Source organism: Pseudomonas rosaeacicularis, assembly GCF_057128745.1.
Genome location: NZ_JBSKHT010000008.1, coordinates 160,105 through 179,092, shown reverse-complemented (window position 1 = coordinate 179,092; position 18,988 = coordinate 160,105). Strand labels below are relative to the sequence as shown.

The window sequence follows — 18,988 nt, the reverse complement described above, 5'->3', positions numbered from 1 at the left end:
GACTCGCCGGCCTTCCTGTAAGGCTGGCTCATGGCACATCTGGATGAAGCGGTTGCAGGCGACCCAAAAAGTCATTTGCAAAAGTGCGGATATTCCTTAGAATATGCGGCCTTTCGGGCACCCATGCCCGCTGTGCATCTTAGATTTGCAGCTCCGACTACAGGAAATTGTTCAATGCTAACAATCCGTCTTGCCCTTGGCGGCTCCAAGAAGCGCCCGTTCTACCACCTGACTGTAACCGACAGCCGTAACCCACGCGACGGTTCGCACAAGGAACAAATCGGTTTCTTCAACCCGGTTGCCCGTGGTCAGGAAATCCGTCTGTCCGTGAACCAAGAGCGTCTGGCCCACTGGCTGAGCGTTGGTGCACAACCTTCTGAGCGTGTTGCTTCGCTGTTGAAGGAATCTGCTAAGGCTGCGGCCTGAGCAATATGAACGCGACGCCAGCTGTTGCTGACGATTTGATCGTTGTTGGCAAAATTTATTCTGTTCATGGCGTTCGCGGCGAAGTGAAGGTGTATTCCTTTACTGATCCGACTGAAAACCTGTTGCAGTACAAAACTTGGACGCTCAAGCGCGAAGGCATTGTGAAACAGGTAGAGCTGGTCAGCGGACGCGGGAGCGATAAGTTCCTGGTCGCAAAGCTCAAGGGTCTTGATGATCGTGAGGAAGCTCGTCTTCTGGCCGGTTTTGAGATCTGCGTGCCGCGTAACCTGTTCCCTGATCTGACTGATGGCGAGTACTACTGGTACCAGCTTGTCGGTCTGAAGGTCATCGACCACCTCGGGCAATTGCTCGGGCAAATCGATCACCTGCTAGAAACTGGCTCGAACGATGTAATGGTGGTCAAACCCTGCGCTGGCAGTCTGGATGATCGTGAACGCTTGCTGCCCTATACGGAGCACTGTGTTCTATCGGTCGACCTGAATGCAGGCGAGATGAAGGTGGATTGGGACGCGGACTTCTAAGCAATGGCTAGCCTGCGCATAGAAGTGATCAGTTTGTTTCCCGAAATGTTTTCCGCCATCAGCGAATACGGCATTACCAGCCGTGCGGTGAAACAAGGGCTGTTGCAGCTCACTTGTTGGAATCCGCGGGATTACACCACTGATCGGCATCACACTGTGGACGATCGCCCGTTTGGCGGTGGTCCGGGCATGGTGATGAAGATCAAGCCTCTGGAAGATGCTCTGGTTCAGGCCAGGCAGGCAGCAGGGGAGAAGGCGAAGGTGATTTATCTGTCGCCCCAAGGCCGCAAGCTGGATCAGTCTGCGGTACGCGAACTGGCGCAGGAAGAAGCACTCATCCTGATCGCGGGTCGCTATGAAGGCATTGACGAGCGTTTTATTGATGCTCATGTCGATGAAGAGTGGTCAATTGGTGACTATGTACTGTCTGGCGGCGAGCTGCCGGCGATGGTCCTGATCGATGCGGTTACACGGCTGCTGCCTGGAGCTTTAGGGCATGCAGACTCCGCGGAGGAAGATTCCTTCACGGACGGTCTGCTGGATTGCCCGCACTACACCCGACCGGAGGTGTATGCGGATCAGCGTGTTCCCGACGTGTTGCTAAGTGGCAATCACGCACACATCCGGCGTTGGCGTTTACAGCAGTCCCTCGGGCGGACCTATGAACGACGCGCCGATCTTCTGGAAAGCCGCTCGCTTTCTGGAGAAGAGAAGAAGCTGCTGGCGGACTACCTCCGCGAGCGGAACGATAGTTAACGTATCGATGGTAAATCCTGATGATTTACCTTAGGAGCACAGCATGACTAACAAAATCATCCTTGCACTCGAAGCAGAGCAGATGACCAAAGAGATCCCTACCTTTGCCCCGGGCGACACTATTGTCGTTCAGGTGAAAGTGAAGGAAGGCGACCGCTCGCGTCTGCAAGCGTTCGAAGGCGTTGTAATTGCCAAGCGTAACCGTGGTGTGAACAGTGCTTTCACTGTTCGTAAAATCTCCAACGGTGTTGGCGTTGAGCGTACTTTCCAGACCTACAGCCCGCAAATCGACAGCATGGCTGTGAAACGTCGCGGTGACGTTCGCAAAGCCAAACTGTACTACCTGCGTGACCTGTCTGGTAAAGCAGCTCGCATCAAGGAAAAACTGGCTTAATCCCAGCGTTCCGATGCAAAAAAAGCAGCCCGCGGGCTGCTTTTTTGTTACCTGCAATTCAAGAATTTGTAGGAGCGCGCTTGCCCGCGATTGTTTTACGTCTGTGAAATCGATTTGACTGATCCGACGCTATCGCGGGCAAGCGCGCTCCTACAGTCAGACGCTTTTGTATCGGTGTCATGGATATGAAAGACTGCTGACCCTTCGTCTCCGCCAAGCCTGAACCCTGATGCCCGCCATAGACCACCCCATGATTGACCGTTTTCTCGACGCCTTATGGCTGGAGAAAGGTCTCTCTGATAACACCCGCGACGCTTACCGTAGCGACCTCACGTTGTTTAACGGCTGGCTGCAGGACAAAGGCATCGATCTGCTTGGCATCAATCGAGATGCGATTCTCGATCACTTGGCCTGGCGTGTGGACAACGCCTACAAGCCGCGTTCAACGGCACGTTTCCTGTCGGGCGCTCGTGGCTTCTATCGCTACCTTTTGCGCGAAAAGCTGATTGCGGTTGATCCGACCTTGCAGGTGGACATGCCGCAACTCGGCAAGCCCCTGCCAAAGTCTCTGTCAGAAGCCGACGTTGAGGCCTTGCTCGCGGCGCCTGACCTGAGCGAGGCCATCGGTCAGCGCGATCGCGCCATGCTCGAAGTGCTTTACGCCTGTGGTTTACGCGTGACCGAGTTGATCAGCCTTACACTGGAGCAGGTCAACCTGCGTCAGGGCGTACTGCGGGTCATGGGCAAGGGCAGCAAAGAGAGATTGGTGCCCATGGGGGAGGAGGCCATCGTCTGGCTCGAGCGCTACATGCGCGATGCGCGACATGAACTGCTCAACGGGCGCCCCAGCGACGTGATGTTTCCCAGCCTGCGCGGCGAGCAGATGACTCGTCAGACGTTCTGGCATCGCATCAAGCATCAGGCCAAAGTTGCGGGCATCAGCAAATCCCTGTCGCCGCACACGCTTCGCCATGCTTTTGCCACGCACTTGCTCAATCACGGTGCCGACCTTCGGGTTGTGCAAATGCTGCTGGGTCACAGCGATTTGTCGACGACGCAGATCTACACCCATGTTGCTCGCGCACGGTTGCAGGAAATTCACGCTAAACACCATCCCAGGGGTTAGTGCCCGGCGGGAATTTACGACGAGTCTTACATCACTCGGCGTCGGCCTTGAGAACCTTATGTGATAGGCTTTGCCGGTTTCGCGGACAGGAGCACCCGAAAACTTTCAGGGCCACTTTCGCCCTCCGTTTTCGATTTGCCCGTCTGCCCACCGCCCGAGGAGTTTTCATGCGCGTGACTCGTTTTATTGCCACCGCCGCTGTTGTGCTGGCAAGTACTTTCAGCCTGTTCGCCCAAGCCGACGAAGTCGCTGACAAAGCCATTCGAAAGACCCTGGAATCGCTCAATCTCGAATTGCCCGTCGAAAGTATTGGCAGCAGCCCGTTGAATGGTCTGTACGAAGTCAAACTCAAGGGCGGCCGAGTCTTGTACGCAAGCCCCGATGGTCAATTCGTGATGCAGGGCTACCTGTTTCAGATCCAGGATGGCAAGCCGGTCAACCTGACCGAGAAGACTGAGCGCCTGGCCATTTCGAAAACCATCAACGGCATCCCTGCCGGTGAAATGGTGGTTTACCCGGCCATCGGCGAAACCAAATCCCATATCACGGTCTTCACTGACACCACCTGCCCGTATTGTCACAAGCTGCATGCTGAAGTGCCAGCGCTGAACAAAATGGGTATCGAGGTGCGTTACGTCGCGTTCCCGCGCCAAGGCCTGGGCTCGCCGGGTGACGAGCAGTTGCAGGCCGTCTGGTGCTCCAAGGATCGGCGTGCTGCCATGGACCGCATGGTCGATGGCAAGAATATTCAGGCGCCAAAGTGCGCTAACCCGGTCACCAAGCAGTTCGAGATCGGTCAGTCCATTGGCGTGAACGGCACGCCGGCGATCGTCCTGGCTGACGGTCAGGTGATTCCGGGCTACCAACCCGCGCCGCAAGTGGCCAAACTGGCGCTTAGCGTCAAGTGAACCTGCTGGTTGCGGTGCGCCGTAACCAACATTGAACCGACGCACGTGCCGTCGCTTCATCAATAGTGAGCCGCTGATAACTGCGGCTGTTGCCACGGCCGGCCTCGAGTCGGCCGTTTTATGGGGAGTTCATAGTGAAACCGGTCAAAGTAGGCATCTGTGGGCTGGGTACTGTCGGTGGCGGTACCTTCAACGTACTAAAGCGTAACGCCGAGGAAATTGCCCGCCGCGCCGGGCGTGGAATTGAAGTGGCACAAATTGCCATGCGTACGCCAAACCCCAACTGCCAGATTACCGGTACTCCTACCACGACCGACGTCTTCGCCGTGGCAACCAACCCTGAAATCGACATCGTCATCGAGCTGATCGGTGGCTACACCATCGCCCGCGAACTGGTACTCAAAGCCATTGAAAACGGCAAGCACGTCGTCACCGCCAACAAAGCGCTGATCGCCGTGCACGGCAACGAAATCTTCGCCAAGGCGCGTGAGAAAGGCGTGATCGTTGCGTTCGAAGCGGCCGTTGCAGGCGGCATTCCGGTGATCAAGGCCATTCGTGAAGGCCTATCTGCCAACCGCATCAATTGGGTGGCGGGCATCATCAATGGTACCGGCAACTTCATCCTTACCGAAATGCGTGAGAAAGGCCGTACCTTTCCCGACGTGCTGGCCGAAGCGCAGGCGCTGGGCTACGCCGAAGCCGACCCGACGTTCGATGTCGAAGGCATCGACGCTGCGCACAAGCTGACGATTCTGGCATCCATCGCTTTCGGCATTCCGCTGCAGTTCGACAAGGCCTACACCGAAGGCATCACCAAACTCACCACGGCGGACGTGAACTACGCCGAAGCGCTGGGCTACCGCATCAAGCACCTGGGCGTCGCCCGCAGCACGCCGGCAGGTATCGAGTTGCGTGTGCACCCGACATTGATTCCTGCCGACCGACTGATTGCCAACGTCAATGGCGTCATGAACGCAGTGATGGTCAACGGTGACGCCGCCGGTTCGACGCTGTTCTACGGCGCCGGTGCAGGCATGGAACCGACGGCTTCCTCGGTGGTGGCTGACCTGGTGGACGTTGTTCGCGCGCTGACCACCGATCCTGAGAATCGTGTTCCTCACCTGGCTTTCCAGCCTGATTCGTTGTCGGCGCATCCAATCCTGCCGATCGAGGCCTGCGAGAGCGCCTACTACCTGCGCATTCAGGCCAAGGATCATCCTGGCGTGCTGGCACAAGTGGCGAGCATCCTGTCGGAGCGCGGCATCAATATCGAATCCATCATGCAGAAAGAAGTCGAAGAACATGACGGCCTGGTGCCGATGATTCTGCTGACTCACCGTGTGGTCGAGCAACGCATGAACGATGCAATTGCGGCGCTGGAAGCCGTGCAGGACGTGGTCGGGCCGGTCATGCGTATCCGCGTCGAACATCTTAATTAACAGCAGCTGCAAGCTGTAAGCTACAAGCCACAAGCGAGAGCAGACACAAACTCAGCTTGTAGCTTGCCACTTGCGGCTTGCAGCTCAGACCAAAGGTTTGAAGACATGCGCTACATCAGTACCCGTGGCCAGGCACCGGCCCTGAATTTCGAAGACGTGTTGCTTGCAGGGCTCGCCAGCGACGGCGGCCTTTATGTACCGGAAAACCTGCCGCGCTTCACTCAGGAAGAGATCGCTTCCTGGGCGGGCTTGCCTTATCACGAGCTGGCGTTTCGGGTCATGCGCCCGTTTGTGACCGGCAGCATCCCGGACGCCGATTTCAAGAAAATCCTCGAAGAAACCTACGACGTGTTCGCTCACAGCGCTGTCGCGCCATTGCGTCAGTTGAATGGCAATGAGTGGGTGCTCGAGCTGTTCCACGGCCCGACCCTTGCGTTCAAGGATTTCGCTCTGCAGCTACTGGGTCGCTTGCTCGATTACGTATTGGCCAAGCGCAACGAGCGCGTGGTGATCATCGGGGCGACTTCCGGGGATACCGGATCTGCAGCGATTGAAGGCTGCCGCCGCTGCGACAACGTCGACATCTTCATCCTGCACCCCAACAATCGTGTTTCGGATGTCCAGCGTCGCCAGATGACAACCATCTTTGGCGACAACATCCACAACATCGCCATCGAAGGCAACTTCGATGACTGCCAGGAAATGGTCAAGAACAGCTTCGCTGATCAGGGCTTCCTCAAAGGCACGCGTCTGGTGGCGGTAAACTCGATCAACTGGGCACGGATCATGGCCCAGATCGTTTACTACTTTCACGCATCGCTGCAGTTGGGTGGGCCAGCGCGCTCGGTGGCTTTCTCGGTGCCAACGGGCAACTTCGGCGACATCTTTGCCGGTTACCTGGCACGCAACATGGGTCTGCCGATCAACCAGTTGATCGTCGCCACCAACCGCAACGACATCCTGCATCGCTTCATGAGCGGCAATCAGTACGTCAAGGAAACCCTGCACGCCACGCTGTCGCCGTCGATGGACATCATGGTCTCGTCAAACTTCGAGCGGCTGCTGTTCGACATGCACGGACGTAATGGCGCAGCCATTGCCGGGCTGATGGAGAATTTCAAGCAGGGCGGCGGCTTCAGCGTCGATGAAGAGCGCTGGACTGAAACCCGCAAGCTGTTTGATTCGCTGGCTGTCACCGACGAGCAGACCTGCGAGACCATTGCAGAAGTGTTTGCCAGCACCGGTGAGTTGCTCGATCCGCACACCGCGATCGGCGTGAAAGCGGCGCGTGACTGCCGTCGCAGCCTGGACACACCTATGGTGATCCTCGGTACGGCGCATCCGGTGAAATTTCCGGAAGCAGTGCTGAAGGCCGGTGTAGGAAAAGCGCTCGAGTTGCCTGCACATCTTTCTGATTTGTTTGAGCGAGACGAGCGCTGCACCGTGCTGCCAAATGAGCTGAAAGCCATGCAGGCCTTCGTCAGCCAGCACGGTAACCGCGGCAAACCACTGTAACGGTATAGTCGTGTAACAACTTGAGGCCCGCCAATGCGCGGGCCTTATCATTGGGGCGTGCCACACTTCGGGAGATGAGAAATCTTACGGATGAGTTATTGGCAGTGAATCAATCAAGGATGTACGCCTCAGAGGCGTTCATGAACAACACATGGATTACTCGCGTGTTGGCGACAGCGCTCCTGCTGCTGTGCAGCGCGCAGAGCCAGATCAGCATGGCAGCGCAAAGTTTGCCGTTTACGCTCGTTACGCCCTTTCTCACATTGCAACCGTTGCTGCTCGATGGTACGGATCGTCGATGGTTGAGTGAGCGCGGACCGCTTAGGGTGGGCATTGCGATTGCCGACTACGAGCCGGTCGACATCACCAGTGACCGCAACCGGTACCAAGGCATCAGCGCCGACTATCTGAGTCTGGTCAGCGCCAAGTTGTCGGTTCCAGTGCAGGTCGTCGGGTTTGCCAAGCGCGAGCAGGCAGTTGCAGCGTTGCTCGATGGCTCCCTCGATATTTTGACCAGCGCCAATGGCTACGAGCGAGGCTTGAAGGGACTGGCGTTCACCCAAGAGTACATGCCGGACAGAGCCGTGGTGGTGGGGCGGGGCGACGATTCGAGTCTGTCGCCATCCCTCAAAGGCAAGCGCGTGGTAGTGCTCGATGGCTACGCCGACGCCGACTCGTTGCACAAGGCCTACCCGCAGAGCACGATCATCCTCGCACCGACCCTATACAGCGCTCTTGAGGCGCTGAGTCAAGGCGATGTCGACGCGTTCATCGGTAACGAAGTGATCGTGCGCTCATACAATTCCCTGCGGCCTTATCTGGGTTTGCAGATCAAATTCGACGGCTCGCTTGCCCCCGTGGGGTTCGCGTTTGCCACTCGCCACAGCGATGCGCGTCTGCTCACGCTCATGAATCGCGCGCTGACAAGTCTTGATGAGTCAGTTGCGCGTGAGGTTTTGGGGCGCTGGACGATAGGCTTGGGCGCCGATCTGTTGCGTCAGCGCATCAGCTTCAGCGCCATCGAGCAACGCTGGATTCGTCGCCACCCGCAGGTCATCGTCGCCACCAGCCAGCAGCCGCCTTACGTCTATCAGGACGTCAATGGAAGCTGGGTCGGACTGAATGTCGATGTGCTGAACCGGATTTCCCGGATGAGTGGATTGCAGTTCGTTTACAAACCCATGGCATCGACGCGGGAGACCCTCGACACGCTGCGCAGCGGTGGGGCTGACATGAACACCACCCTTGCCGAAAACTCCGAGCGCAAGCAATTGCTCGATTTTACCTACGCGTTTGGTGGCAATAGTTGGGTATTCGTTGTGCCTGAAGACGACTCCCAGAACATCACTCTTCAGGCGCTGTCCGGGAAAGTGTTGGCGTTGCCCGCGCGGCACGCCCTTGAAGACAGCATTCGCGCTGAGTACCCGCAAATCACAATACGGTCCGTCAAGACCTACGATGATGCCAGGCGCTTGGTCGAATCCGGCGAGGCCGCAGCCACTATCCAGAGCCAGGCAGCGGCCTGGCTCTATCCCCCCGGCAAACTTAAAGTCGCCCGCAGCGTGGAAGGGCGTTGGACACCGGATCGTTTCTCGGTGGTCAACACCCAGCCTGAACTGCTCGGCATTTTGAACAAAGCGCTGGAAGAGTTTCCAGTCGCAGAAATGCGCGCGATCCGAATGAAGTGGCTGGGCGCGACAATTGCTCAGCCCTCCATCTGGCAACGCATACCGCCGTGGGTCTACTGGGCGATTGCAGTGGCGTTGCTTCTGGCGTTGGTGTCGTTTGCCTGGAGCAGCCGCCTGAAATACCAGATTCGTCAGCGTTTGCGGGCCGAAGAACAGCTCAATGACCAATTGGCTTTCAAGCGGGCACTGCTGGACGGGATTCCTAACCCCATTTACGTGCGGGACCTGCAAGGCCGCCTGATCTCCTGCAATCGCAGCTACGAAGACAGCTTCGGGATCAGCTTTGAGCAAATGAACGGCCGACGGCTGATCGATGTGGAACTGATTCCCAAGGCAAGCGCCGAACAATTGCACGGTGACTATCTGAAGTTGCTGCAGACCCAGCAGCCGGTGTTTGCCGACCGCAGCATGGAGCTGTTCTGCAAGCCCATTGAGGCCTATCAGTGGACGGTGCCGTTTTATCGCGCAGACGGTCAGTTGCAAGGATTGCTCGGCGGCTGGATCGATATCACCGAACGCAAGCAGCTTGAAGAGCAGCTCAAGAAGGCTCAACAGCGCGCTGACAGTGCGAACCAGGCCAAGACGATGTTTCTGTCCAACATGAGCCATGACATCCGCACGCCGATGAGCGCGATCATTGGTCTGCTGGAACTGGAGCGCGAGCAGGCAATACGGCGCGGCGAGCGACCTTCGCAGGGTCTGGAACTAGCCCGTCGTGCTGCCAGTGATCTGGTCGCCCTGATTGGTGAAAGCCTGGACCTGGCCAAAATCGAAGCGGGCAGCCTGCAGCTTTCACCGGTAGCCACGTCGCTGCGGGCTTTCTTTCAGCAAACCTGCCAGCTCTTCGAGGCTCAAGCCTGCGCCGCAGGGACCACGCTCACGCTCGAAATAGCCGAGCAGGTTCAGGATGCTTACGCGCTCGATCCGCAACGGTTGCGGCAAGTGCTGCACAATCTGATCGGCAATGCCTTGAAGTTTACGGTGGGCGGCAAGGTGTCGGTCAGGGTGACACTCAACACGGTCGAAACAAACCCGCCAGGGCTGAGCATCTGCGTTGAGGACACAGGTACCGGGATGAGCGCCGAGCAACAACGCGGGTTGTTTCAGCGTTTCGCCCAGGCCGATGTCGCGACGGCAGCCACCTTTGGCGGCAGCGGGCTGGGCTTGAGCATCTGTAAGCAACTGGTGGAATTGATGGGCGGGCACATCGGTCTTGTCAGCGAGCTCGGGCAGGGCACGCGTGTCACCGTCGACATCCCACTGATCGCCGTTGCTGCGCCGATAGCAGAAACGGTTGAGCCATTGTCACCGGGCATCGCCGAGCACCCCATGCGGGTGCTGGTTGTGGATGATGTGGCAGCCAATCGAATGGTGCTTACCCAACAACTCGAGTTTCTCGGGCATACGGTGGAGTCCGCCGAGAGCGGTGAACAGGCGCTCGCGTTGTGGCGTGCCGCAGACTTTGCGGCGGTCTTCACCGACTGCAACATGCCCGGCATGACTGGCCATGCCTTGGCCCAAGCGATTCGTGAGGCTGAAGCCTGCGAGCAGCGGCATCCAGGCCTGATCATCGGCTGCACCGCCAACGCCATGCTCGACGAAGGTACACGCTGTCAGCAGGCGGGCATGGACGGTCTGTTGGTCAAACCGGTATCGCTGGCGCAGTTGGCTGTAACGCTTGAAGGCGTTAAAGAACGGCCCGTCGTTGATGCGGATTTTGATATCCAGGCGCTGTACCGCATGACTCAGGCCAACGAAGAGCAACTTCAGCGCATGCTCGTCGCGTTGAGAGAAAACCTGCTCGACGAGCACCGCGGCATTGACGCTGCGGTCAGCGCGCAGGACTGGAAAGCATTGGCCGCAAGCATCCACCGCCTTAAAGGCGTTGCATGTCTGATCGATGCAGTACCGCTGGCCAAAGCCTGCAACCGGCTCGAAAGCAGCGTGCGCCAGCAGAACAGTGAATCGCTGGCGCAGGCATGGGCGCAGTTGGATGCGTCTATTCAGTCCTTGTGCGCCCAGCTTGAGCCGTACCTGACGAATCCCGCACTTTAAGACGCGTCCTATTCGGTGCAGTTTTCAGCCGCTTTAAAGTACAGGTTCTCTGGCTGAAGACTGCCCGACCCAAGAGGTTCACGCGTGCGTTCGCTCAAAGTTCTGATTCTTGAAGACAATCCCTTTCAATTGATGGCGCTGCACCAAATGCTCAACGCCAATCAGGTGTTCGATGTCCTGACGGCAGACAGCGTCGACGCTGCGCAGCGCTCGCTGAACAATCGTGGCGGGGTGGACATTGCCATCTGCGATCTGCAAATGGATGGCCCGGATGGCTTGTCCCTGATCCGCCATCTGGCTGAAACCGGCCAGGCCCGCTCGCTGATCATTCTCAGCAGCGCCGAGCAGTCGGTCCTGGACGGTGTGGCCCAGTTGGCGCGCCAGCAGGGCATGGACGTGCTGGGCTGTCTGCAAAAGCCTGCGTCGGTCGCAACGCTGGGCGAGTTGCTGGGCCGTTGGCAGCGTCCGCTGGAAAACGTCGGAGCGCCTGCGGCATCCCCCGCCGATGCAGGATTTTCAGACCAGGAACTGCATCAGTTTCAGGCCGGGCAGTACGATGAAGAAGGTCCAAGATACCCACAATGGGTCGCGCACTTTCAACCCAAGGTCTCGCTGGATGGCCAGTTGCTGGGCGTAGAATTGCTGGCCCGATGGCAGCACCCAACGCGTGGTTTGTTGGCTCCGGGCCAGTTTCTTGGCGCACTGGAAAAAGCCGGATTGACTGACGCATTGACCTGGCGAATGCTCGAACTGGGCCTGGCGTTGTCCACGCAGCGCCTGCACAGCACAGGTCGTGCTCTGCCGGTCGCCGTGAACATCCCGCCCGCCATGCTGGATCAGACGGATTTCGTACCCAATCTCATGGCGCTGATGGCGCGTTTTCCGGTGCGTCCACAGATGCTGACCCTCGAAGTCGTCGAGCAGTCTGCGCGGCAAATGGCCGTAGTCCAGTTTGAAAACCTGTTGCGGTTGCGCATGACCGGTTGCCGGCTGTCCATCGATGACTTCGGTACCGGCGCTTCGAACATTCAGCGGTTGCTGGAAATGCCGTTCAACGAATTGAAAATCCCCGCTGAATTCGTGCGGGGCATGGCTGATGACCGACGCAAGTCGGCGGTAGTCGCTGGCGCGATGTACATGGCGCAGAAGATGGCGTTGGACGTAGTCATCGAGGGTGTAGAAACAGCAGACGACTTCCAGGCGCTGCTGCAACTGGGCAAACCCGCCATCCAGGGTTATTTCATTGCCAGGCCCATGGGTGAGGCAGATCTGAAGCGGTGGATCGAAAGTTATCGGGGCAGTCCTCCACTGGCGAACCCGGCGCTAGGTGCTAGGTGAGACCGTGTTCCTGCAAATAGATGAACAGTGCCGCGTCATTGGCCAGCCCCAGTCTGCGCATGGCACTGACTTTTTGAGCGCTGACCGTCTGTTTGCTGCGACTGAGCTGGGCGGCGATGGCGCCTACGGAGTGACCTGCGGCAAGCAAACGGATGACTTCCAGCTCTCTGGGCGACAGGTCCTCAGGGGCGACCAGGGTGTCGGAGCCGTAATCACCAGCGACAAGCAACGTGCGCTTGACCGAATCTGCGACGAACGTGTTGCCGCTGCGCACGCTTTTGATTGCAGCAGGTAGCTCTGCGGCGACGCTGCCCTTGCTCAGCAACCCCCGAACGCCGAGGGCGAGCATGGCCCGAAACAGACCGGCGTTGTTGAGCATGGTCACGACGATGACCGGCAGGGTGGAGTGGTCACGCCGGATTCTCTCGAGCAAACGCAGACCGTCGTTTTGATCTTCCACCGGCATCATGAAGTCAGTCACCAGCAAGTCGCAGCGGTGAGTTTTCAAAACCTGCAGCAGGGCATCAGGCGAGCTGGCTTGTGCGACAACCTGCGCCCGCTCTCCCTGCTCGATGACGACCTTTAGCCCGATCAGGAATATCGGGTGATCGTCCGCAAGAATGACCTGCAAGGGTAGAGCTTCACTGACCATGACGGCTCCATGAGTTGAGTTTCGGACACGTCCTAAGGCCATTCAAACCACCGCCCTTCAGACTGACAGCTCACTTACCTGAAAGGAATCACGCATGAGACCTCACAAGGAACATACGGTGTGTGCCACGTCTTCGTCAGCGCTCCCGGTCATAGATGTGGCCCGCGTCACGCCTTGTCGTTATTCGACGCGCAAGGCGATTCGTCGCTATCGCTGCATCCAAAGCCAGGAGACCATCGAGGCTCTTGCCTCACAGTTTCAAGCGTTTGGCTGATCAAGACCACTGCAGTGCGAGGCGCTTGCGGCAAATTTTATCTGTCACATTCGGCAGGCATGCTCGAATGCCAGGTTGCAGCAATGACCTTGAGTACGACGTAAAGAACTTTCCGGCTACGTCGATGGTCATTGATTAGCACCTTTGCATTCAAACGGTTGAGTGGTGATCCAGATGGAAAATATCAGCTTGTTACTCAGTGAAGCACTGGCACCTTATCAAGCACGTTTAGGTCCTGTCGGCGCGCGGGGCGAGCGGTTGGTTACTCTGCACAATGCAGCCGGTGCGACAGTCATCGAACGTGTCTTTTCTGCGGCGCAGCTGTGCGACAGACGCCAGCTCACCGATGTCGTAGACGGTTTGCACCGTGACCTGATGGTCGCTGAAGGCCGTATCGAACCGTGCGTCATTGCTGCTATGAAAAATGCGACGCAGGTCGCAGCTTTCGCATCCGCCCGGGCATTTGTTTAGTTGAAAGGGAACCTTGGGCTGCAATGGGGCTCCTATCCAGTACGGCAGGTTCAAACATTGTGCTCCGGTGATTGATATCTGTCGTACGGGCCCCACATGGGCCGCGGTTTACCCCGAGTAGTCTCCCCGCTGCTCGGGGTTTCTTTTTGCCTGCGAATTAACGAACGGTTTATCGTCAGACGCCCGTTTCTGTAGGAGCCAACTTGTTGGCGAGGGATCTGGCGGCGTGTCTGGTCCAAAGCCTCGCGAACAAGTTCGCTCCTACAGAAGCGGGCTCACTGATCCGCAAAAAACGTCTTCGCGTCCTGTAGATATTCCTCGCGCTTGGCCATCCACTCCGCGTAGAAACCGATCAGCTTAGTGGTACGCAAAACGCGCATTTCCCGGTTGATGATGTCCATCGCCTGATGACCTTTCACGCTGTTGGAACAGCCGATGTGGGCAAACTGGTATTTGGGTGCGTCCTTGACCGGGAAGAATTCCAGCTCATCGAGTGGGACGCCTTGTTGTTGGGCGTGAAAGCGCGCTTCCGGCCAGTAACTGATCAGCGCTTGAAAACGCCCCTGTCGCTCCATCTGCAACATGCTGCCAACCGCTGCATTGCCGTAATGCAGCACCAGATTGTCTTGCGTCGCCTGGTGCAACACGTTGTCAATGATCGGCCCGTAGCTGCGTTCGGCAACAACGCCGACTTTCACGGTGTTGCTGCTCATTACCGCCGCCAGATCAATGTGCCCGTCTTCGGTCACGAAAGGCGCGAACAACGCATGGTCTCTGCGCTCGGTGATCAGGCCATTGCCAGGCGTCGCGTAGGTCGGGATGGAGAACAGAATGGTTTTCGCCCGCTCGGCAGTCCACAGAAGCGTCGGATCACAGGCGAAGATTTCCGGATCCTGAAGTATCTGAGTCCCGCGAGCGCGGTTGACGTGCATGATTTGATGATCATATTCGGGCATCCGTGCGATCAGTTCGGGCATCAATTTGTCGATAGCCCCCTGACCCTGCAACGGCCCGGTAAAAATATTCAGCGGTGGGAAATCACGCAGAATCCAGATCAATGTGTCCTTGGCCTGGCTCTCACGAGGCAACCCTGCGAAGAGTGTTGTCATGATCAGTAAGGCAAATAGACAAAGCCGGGCAGGCCGCCAGGATCGATAGACCATCCGGTGCTGTAGTCCTTGAGAAAATGAGCTGAAATCAATTGGCACAACGCGATGGCCGATTCCTGGCGATCGATTACTGACGAGATGGCCAGACCAGTGCTGAGACGTCATGACACAGGATCTCGCTAAAGGGTATCGGCGATGTGGATCATTTGTTTAACAGTTGTGACCTTGCGCTGAGTAAAGCATCGCTCGAAGGACCAGGCACGCTCTATTTATGCCAGCCGGTCGCCCGATCTGCGAGTTCGGTCGTTCAATGGGGGCGCATCGGTTAGACTTGCCGCCTTTCCTGTCTTCAGAAGCCCGTTCATGGCCCAGCCGTCCACGACCTACAAGTTTGAATTGAATCTCACTGACCTTGATCGCTCGGTCTACGAGAGCGTCAAACAGACCATCGCCCGGCACCCGTCGGAAACCGAAGAACGCATGACCGTACGCCTGCTGGCCTATGCCTTCTGGTACAACGAACACCTGTCTTTTGGCCGTGGTCTGTCAGACGTAGACGAGCCGGCATTGTGGGAAAAGAGCCTGGATGACCGGGTTCTGCACTGGATCGAAGTCGGTCAGCCAGACGCCGATCGCCTGACCTGGTGTTCGCGTCGCACTGAGCGCACCAGCCTGCTCGCGTACGGCAGTCTGCGTGTCTGGGAAGGCAAAGTGATCCCGGCGATCAAGACGTTAAAGAACGTCAACATCGCCTCGGTCCCGCAAGAAGTGCTCGAAACCCTTGCCAAGGACATGCCTCGGGTTATCAAGTGGGACGTGATGATCAGCGAAGGCACCATCTTCGTGACCGACGATCGCGGCCAACACGAAGTGCAGTTGCAGTGGCTGGCTGGCGAGCGCGGTTGATCGTCTCCGCACATTGTCTTTACACCGAAATGTGTACCTGAAAAACCTAGCGGAACCCGAATGCGCATCGAATCTCGCCTGTTGCCCGACACCTTGCCTTTTCTCGGCGATCTGCCGCCTTTGCTGACGCGCCTGTATGCCGCCCGAGGCGTGCTGTCCCAGGACGAACTGGATAAGGGTCTGGCGCGGCTGATTCCGTACCAGCAGCTCAAGGGCATCGACGCCGCAGTGGATTTGTTGGTGATCGCGCTGCAACAGCGTCAGCGCATCCTTATCGTCGGTGACTTCGATGCCGATGGCGCCACGGCCAGCACGGTTGGCGTACTCGGTTTGCGCTTGCTGGGTGCCGCTCATGTCGATTATCTGGTGCCTAACCGCTTCGAGTTCGGCTACGGCCTGACTCCGGAAATCGTCGAGGTCGCGCTGCAGCGCACGCCTGACCTTCTGATGACCGTGGACAACGGTATTTCCAGCGTCGAAGGCGTGGCGGCGGCAAAAGCGGCGGGGCTTCAAGTCCTGGTCACCGATCACCACTTGCCGGGCCATGAACTGCCCGCCGCCGATGCCATCGTTAATCCGAATCAGCCCGGATGCACATTTCCGAGTAAAGCCCTGGCAGGCGTCGGCGTGATTTTCTATGTGCTCATGGCCCTGCGCGCGCGTTTGCGGGACATTGGCTGGTTTCAGGCCAACGGGCAGGCGCAACCCAATCTGGGTGAGCTGCTGGATCTGGTCGCTCTGGGCAGCGTCGCCGACGTCGTCCCGCTGGACGCCAACAATCGCATCCTCGTGCATCAAGGCCTGATGCGCATCCGCGCCGGTCGCGCGCGGCCTGGGCTGCGAGCGATTCTGGAGGTTGCCAAGCGTGAAGCTTCGCGCATCACCTCAACCGATCTGGGCTTCATTATCGGGCCTCGGTTGAACGCTGCCGGTCGTCTGGACGACATGAGCCTGGGCATCGAATGCCTGCTGTGTGACGACGATATCCAGGCGCGGGAAATGGCCGTGAAGCTGGACGAGTTGAACCAGGACCGCAAATCCATCGAGCAGGGCATGCAGCGCGAAGCGTTGGCCCAGCTCAAGGATTTGCCGATCGAGTCGATGCCGTTCGGTCTGTGTCTGTACGAGGCCGAGTGGCATCAAGGCGTCATCGGCATCCTCGCTTCGCGCATGAAAGAGCGCTATCACCGCCCGACCATTGCCTTCGCCAGCGCGGGCGAGGGCGTGCTCAAAGGGTCGGCGCGTTCGGTGCCCGGTTTTCATATTCGCGATGCGCTGGACGCTGTGGCAGCAAAGCACCCCGAGTTGATCAGCAAGTTTGGCGGGCACGCGATGGCGGCCGGGCTGTCGTTGCCGGCGGAGAATTTCCCGGCGTTCGCCGAGGCATTCGATACTGAAGTTCGGCGTCAGCTTAACGAAGAAGACCTCACTGGTAGGTTGTTGTCTGACGGCACGCTGGCGGTCGAAGAGTTTCATCTGGAACTGGCGCGCGCCCTGCGCAATGCCGGGCCGTGGGGGCAGCACTTTCCGGAGCCGCTGTTTCACGGCGTCTTCCAGCTGGTCGAGCAGCGCATCGTGGGCGAACGGCATCTGAAAATGGTGCTCAAGACTGAATGCGGCACCGTTAAGCTCGATGGCATCGCGTTCAGTGTGGATCGCGAAGTGTGGCCCAACCCGACCATTCGCTGGGTTGAACTGGCTTACAAGCTGGACCTCAACGAGTTCCGGGGCAATGAAACGGTTCAGCTGCTGGTGGCGCATCTCTCACCACGTTGATCCTGGCAGTGCGACATGGGCTTGAACCCTCTCTTCTCCAGCGTTGTCGACTAGGCTCAATGTTCTGAAAAGACTATGTGCCTGGAAGCCGATTCTTCCCCTTGAGAGGTCCCCATGAGCCTGCTGCTAGAACCCTATACCATTCGCCAACTGACCCTGCTCAATCGCATTGCCGTGTCCCCGATGTGTCAGTACTGCTGCGTCGATGGCCTGGCCAATGACTGGCATCTGGTGCACTTGGGCAGCCGAGCCGTCGGTGGCGCTGGCCTGATTTTTACTGAAGCCACCGCTGTGACGCGGGACGGTCGCATCACCCCCGAAGACCTTGGGCTGTGGAACGACGAACAGATCGAACCTCTGCAGCGCATCACCCGGTTCATCACCGCGCAAGGCGCCGTGGCGGGTATCCAGTTGGGCCATGCCGGTCGCAAGGCCAGCACGTGGCGGCCATGGCTGGGCAAGCAGGGCAGCGTGCCGCTTGATCAGGGCGGCTGGCAGTCGTGGGGCGCATCGGCTATCGCTTTCGATCCAAACCACCGCGCTCCTACCCCACTGAACGAAGTGCAGATCAAGGAAGTGATTCAAGCGTTCGTCGATTCGGCCAAGCGCGCTCTGACGGCCGGTTTTAAAGTCGTGGAAGTCCACGCGGCCCATGGTTATCTGCTGCACCAGTTCCTGTCGCCCCTGAGCAACCAGCGCCTCGATCAATACGGCGGCTCATTCGATAACCGCATTCGCCTGACCCTCGAAGTCACCGAAGCGATCCGTGCGGTATGGCCTGAGGAATTGCCGGTGTTCGTGCGCGTGTCGGCTACCGATTGGGTAGAAGATGGCTGGAATCCAGATGAAACCGTGGAACTCGCTCGCCGTCTGAAAGCCTTGGGCGTGGACCTGATCGACGTGTCCTCAGGCGGCACGGCAGCCAACGCAGAAATCCCTGTCGGGCCAGGCTATCAGACCCAATTCGCCGAGCGCGTGAAGAAAGAGGCCGGTATTGCCAGCGGTACAGTGGGCATGATCACCGAGCCTGCGCAGGCTGATCATATTTTGCGCACCGGTCAGGCTGATTTGATCCTGCTGGCTCGCGAGTTGCTGCGTGACCCGTACTGGCCGCTGCACGCCGATGATGACCTTGGCGGGCGCAAAGCCATCTGGCCCGCGCAGTACCAACGGGCAACCCATCGCGATCAACCGATCCATGAGTCCGATTTGCGCGATTAAGAACTAGCTGTCTGTAGGAGCCAACTTGTTGGCGAGGAGATCTGGCGGGGTGTCATGTCCAAAGCCTCGCGAACAAGTTCGCTCCTACCGGATCGAGGTGCATCAGCTAGCACGGCTCTGTAGGAGCCAACTTGTTGGCGAGGCGATCTGGCGGGGTGTCATGTCCAAAGCCTCGCGAACAAGTTCGCTCCTACCGGATCGAGGTGCATCAGCTAGCACGGCTCTGTAGGAGCCAACTTGTTGGCGAGGCGATCTGGCGGGGTGTCATGTCCAAAGCCTCGCGAACAAGTTCGCTCCTACCGGATCGAGGTGCATCAGCTAGCACGGCTCTGTAGGAGCCAACTTGTTGGCGAGGCGATCTGGCGGGGTGTCATGTCCAAAGCCTCGCGAAC

Annotated in this window: 16 protein-coding genes; 14 read left to right on the top strand and 2 right to left on the bottom strand. The window is 58.2% G+C overall.

The window, feature by feature from the left end; translation table 11 throughout:
* Positions 1–174: 174 nt before the first annotated feature.
* The 10 genes from rpsP to ACWKWM_RS12330 all read left to right on the top strand — a co-directional run bounded on the left by rpsP (position 175) and on the right by ACWKWM_RS12330 (position 12,187).
* A complete protein-coding gene (gene rpsP / locus ACWKWM_RS12375) occupies positions 175–426 on the top strand; it encodes a 30S ribosomal protein S16 (RefSeq protein ID WP_081565778.1) in 252 nt (83 codons plus the stop codon).
* Between the two features lie 5 nt (positions 427–431).
* Positions 432–968 carry a ribosome maturation factor RimM gene (rimM, locus tag ACWKWM_RS12370; RefSeq protein ID WP_483846417.1) on the top strand — a complete coding sequence of 179 codons (537 nt, stop codon included), beginning with the start codon at positions 432–434 and terminating at the stop codon, positions 966–968.
* A 3-nt stretch (positions 969–971) separates the two neighbouring features.
* Complete coding sequence (gene trmD / locus ACWKWM_RS12365; RefSeq protein ID WP_483846416.1) at positions 972–1,724, top strand: tRNA (guanosine(37)-N1)-methyltransferase TrmD; 753 nt, start codon at positions 972–974, stop codon at positions 1,722–1,724.
* A gap of 43 nt (positions 1,725–1,767) precedes the next feature.
* Complete coding sequence (rplS, locus tag ACWKWM_RS12360; RefSeq protein WP_003175895.1) at positions 1,768–2,118, top strand: 50S ribosomal protein L19; 351 nt, start codon at positions 1,768–1,770, stop codon at positions 2,116–2,118.
* 229 nt (positions 2,119–2,347) lie between these two features.
* Complete coding sequence (xerD, locus tag ACWKWM_RS12355) at positions 2,348–3,244, top strand: site-specific tyrosine recombinase XerD (RefSeq protein ID WP_483846415.1); 897 nt, start codon at positions 2,348–2,350, stop codon at positions 3,242–3,244.
* Positions 3,245–3,411: 167 nt separating this feature from the next.
* Entirely contained in the window at positions 3,412–4,152 is a 741-nt protein-coding gene (locus ACWKWM_RS12350) for a thioredoxin fold domain-containing protein (RefSeq protein WP_483838825.1), read from the top strand.
* Between the two features lie 134 nt (positions 4,153–4,286).
* Positions 4,287–5,591, top strand: a complete 1,305-nt coding sequence (locus ACWKWM_RS12345) for a homoserine dehydrogenase (protein WP_483846414.1) — start codon at positions 4,287–4,289, stop codon at positions 5,589–5,591.
* Positions 5,592–5,696: 105 nt separating this feature from the next.
* Entirely contained in the window at positions 5,697–7,106 is a 1,410-nt protein-coding gene (gene thrC / locus ACWKWM_RS12340; protein ID WP_483846413.1) for a threonine synthase, read from the top strand.
* Positions 7,107–7,321: 215 nt separating this feature from the next.
* The gene (locus ACWKWM_RS12335; protein WP_483846495.1) at positions 7,322–10,849 is read left to right on the top strand and encodes a transporter substrate-binding domain-containing protein; all 3,528 of its coding nucleotides are present in this window, start codon (positions 7,322–7,324) and stop codon (positions 10,847–10,849) included.
* Between the two features lie 84 nt (positions 10,850–10,933).
* A complete protein-coding gene (locus ACWKWM_RS12330; protein WP_483846412.1) occupies positions 10,934–12,187 on the top strand; it encodes an EAL domain-containing response regulator in 1,254 nt (417 codons plus the stop codon).
* Here ACWKWM_RS12330 and ACWKWM_RS12325 read toward each other — a convergent pair.
* Positions 12,180–12,839, bottom strand: a complete 660-nt coding sequence (locus tag ACWKWM_RS12325) for a response regulator (RefSeq protein WP_483846411.1) — start codon at positions 12,837–12,839, stop codon at positions 12,180–12,182. The two genes, ACWKWM_RS12330 and ACWKWM_RS12325, sit on opposite strands and share 8 nt — an antisense overlap.
* A 448-nt stretch (positions 12,840–13,287) precedes the next feature.
* Here ACWKWM_RS12325 and ACWKWM_RS12320 point away from each other — a divergent pair, with 448 nt between their 5' ends.
* Positions 13,288–13,584 carry a DUF3509 domain-containing protein gene (locus tag ACWKWM_RS12320; protein WP_483846410.1) on the top strand — a complete coding sequence of 99 codons (297 nt, stop codon included), beginning with the start codon at positions 13,288–13,290 and terminating at the stop codon, positions 13,582–13,584.
* 275 nt (positions 13,585–13,859) lie between these two features.
* On the opposite strand, the gene ACWKWM_RS12315 is transcribed toward ACWKWM_RS12320, so the two are convergent.
* Entirely contained in the window at positions 13,860–14,696 is an 837-nt protein-coding gene (locus ACWKWM_RS12315) for a TIGR02285 family protein (protein WP_483846494.1), read from the bottom strand.
* A gap of 360 nt (positions 14,697–15,056) precedes the next feature.
* Between ACWKWM_RS12315 and ACWKWM_RS12310 the strand changes: the two genes are divergently transcribed.
* The 3 genes from ACWKWM_RS12310 (at position 15,057) to ACWKWM_RS12300 (ending at position 18,596) form a co-directional block, all read left to right on the top strand.
* Positions 15,057–15,599, top strand: coding sequence for a YaeQ family protein (locus ACWKWM_RS12310; RefSeq protein ID WP_483837743.1), 543 nt, complete (start codon positions 15,057–15,059; stop codon positions 15,597–15,599).
* A 60-nt stretch (positions 15,600–15,659) separates the two neighbouring features.
* A complete protein-coding gene (gene recJ / locus ACWKWM_RS12305) occupies positions 15,660–17,375 on the top strand; it encodes a single-stranded-DNA-specific exonuclease RecJ (protein WP_483846409.1) in 1,716 nt (571 codons plus the stop codon).
* A 114-nt stretch (positions 17,376–17,489) separates the two neighbouring features.
* On the top strand, positions 17,490–18,596 hold the full coding sequence (locus tag ACWKWM_RS12300; protein WP_483846408.1) for an NADH:flavin oxidoreductase/NADH oxidase: 1,107 nt from the start codon (positions 17,490–17,492) through the stop codon (positions 18,594–18,596).
* The last annotated feature ends 392 nt before the right edge of the window (positions 18,597–18,988 follow it).

Coding starts and splice junctions, on each gene's coding strand:
- rpsP (WP_081565778.1), top strand. CDS start 175: ATGCTAACAATCCGTCTTGCCCTTGGCGGCTCCAAGAAGCGCCCGTTC.
- rimM (WP_483846417.1), top strand. CDS start 432: ATGAACGCGACGCCAGCTGTTGCTGACGATTTGATCGTTGTTGGCAAA.
- trmD (WP_483846416.1), top strand. CDS start 972: ATGGCTAGCCTGCGCATAGAAGTGATCAGTTTGTTTCCCGAAATGTTT.
- rplS (WP_003175895.1), top strand. CDS start 1,768: ATGACTAACAAAATCATCCTTGCACTCGAAGCAGAGCAGATGACCAAA.
- xerD (WP_483846415.1), top strand. CDS start 2,348: ATGCCCGCCATAGACCACCCCATGATTGACCGTTTTCTCGACGCCTTA.
- ACWKWM_RS12350 (WP_483838825.1), top strand. CDS start 3,412: ATGCGCGTGACTCGTTTTATTGCCACCGCCGCTGTTGTGCTGGCAAGT.
- thrC (WP_483846413.1), top strand. CDS start 5,697: ATGCGCTACATCAGTACCCGTGGCCAGGCACCGGCCCTGAATTTCGAA.
- ACWKWM_RS12335 (WP_483846495.1), top strand. CDS start 7,322: ATGGCAGCGCAAAGTTTGCCGTTTACGCTCGTTACGCCCTTTCTCACA.
- ACWKWM_RS12325 (WP_483846411.1), bottom strand. CDS start 12,839: ATGGTCAGTGAAGCTCTACCCTTGCAGGTCATTCTTGCGGACGATCAC.
- ACWKWM_RS12320 (WP_483846410.1), top strand. CDS start 13,288: ATGGAAAATATCAGCTTGTTACTCAGTGAAGCACTGGCACCTTATCAA.
- ACWKWM_RS12310 (WP_483837743.1), top strand. CDS start 15,057: ATGGCCCAGCCGTCCACGACCTACAAGTTTGAATTGAATCTCACTGAC.
- recJ (WP_483846409.1), top strand. CDS start 15,660: ATGCGCATCGAATCTCGCCTGTTGCCCGACACCTTGCCTTTTCTCGGC.
- ACWKWM_RS12300 (WP_483846408.1), top strand. CDS start 17,490: ATGAGCCTGCTGCTAGAACCCTATACCATTCGCCAACTGACCCTGCTC.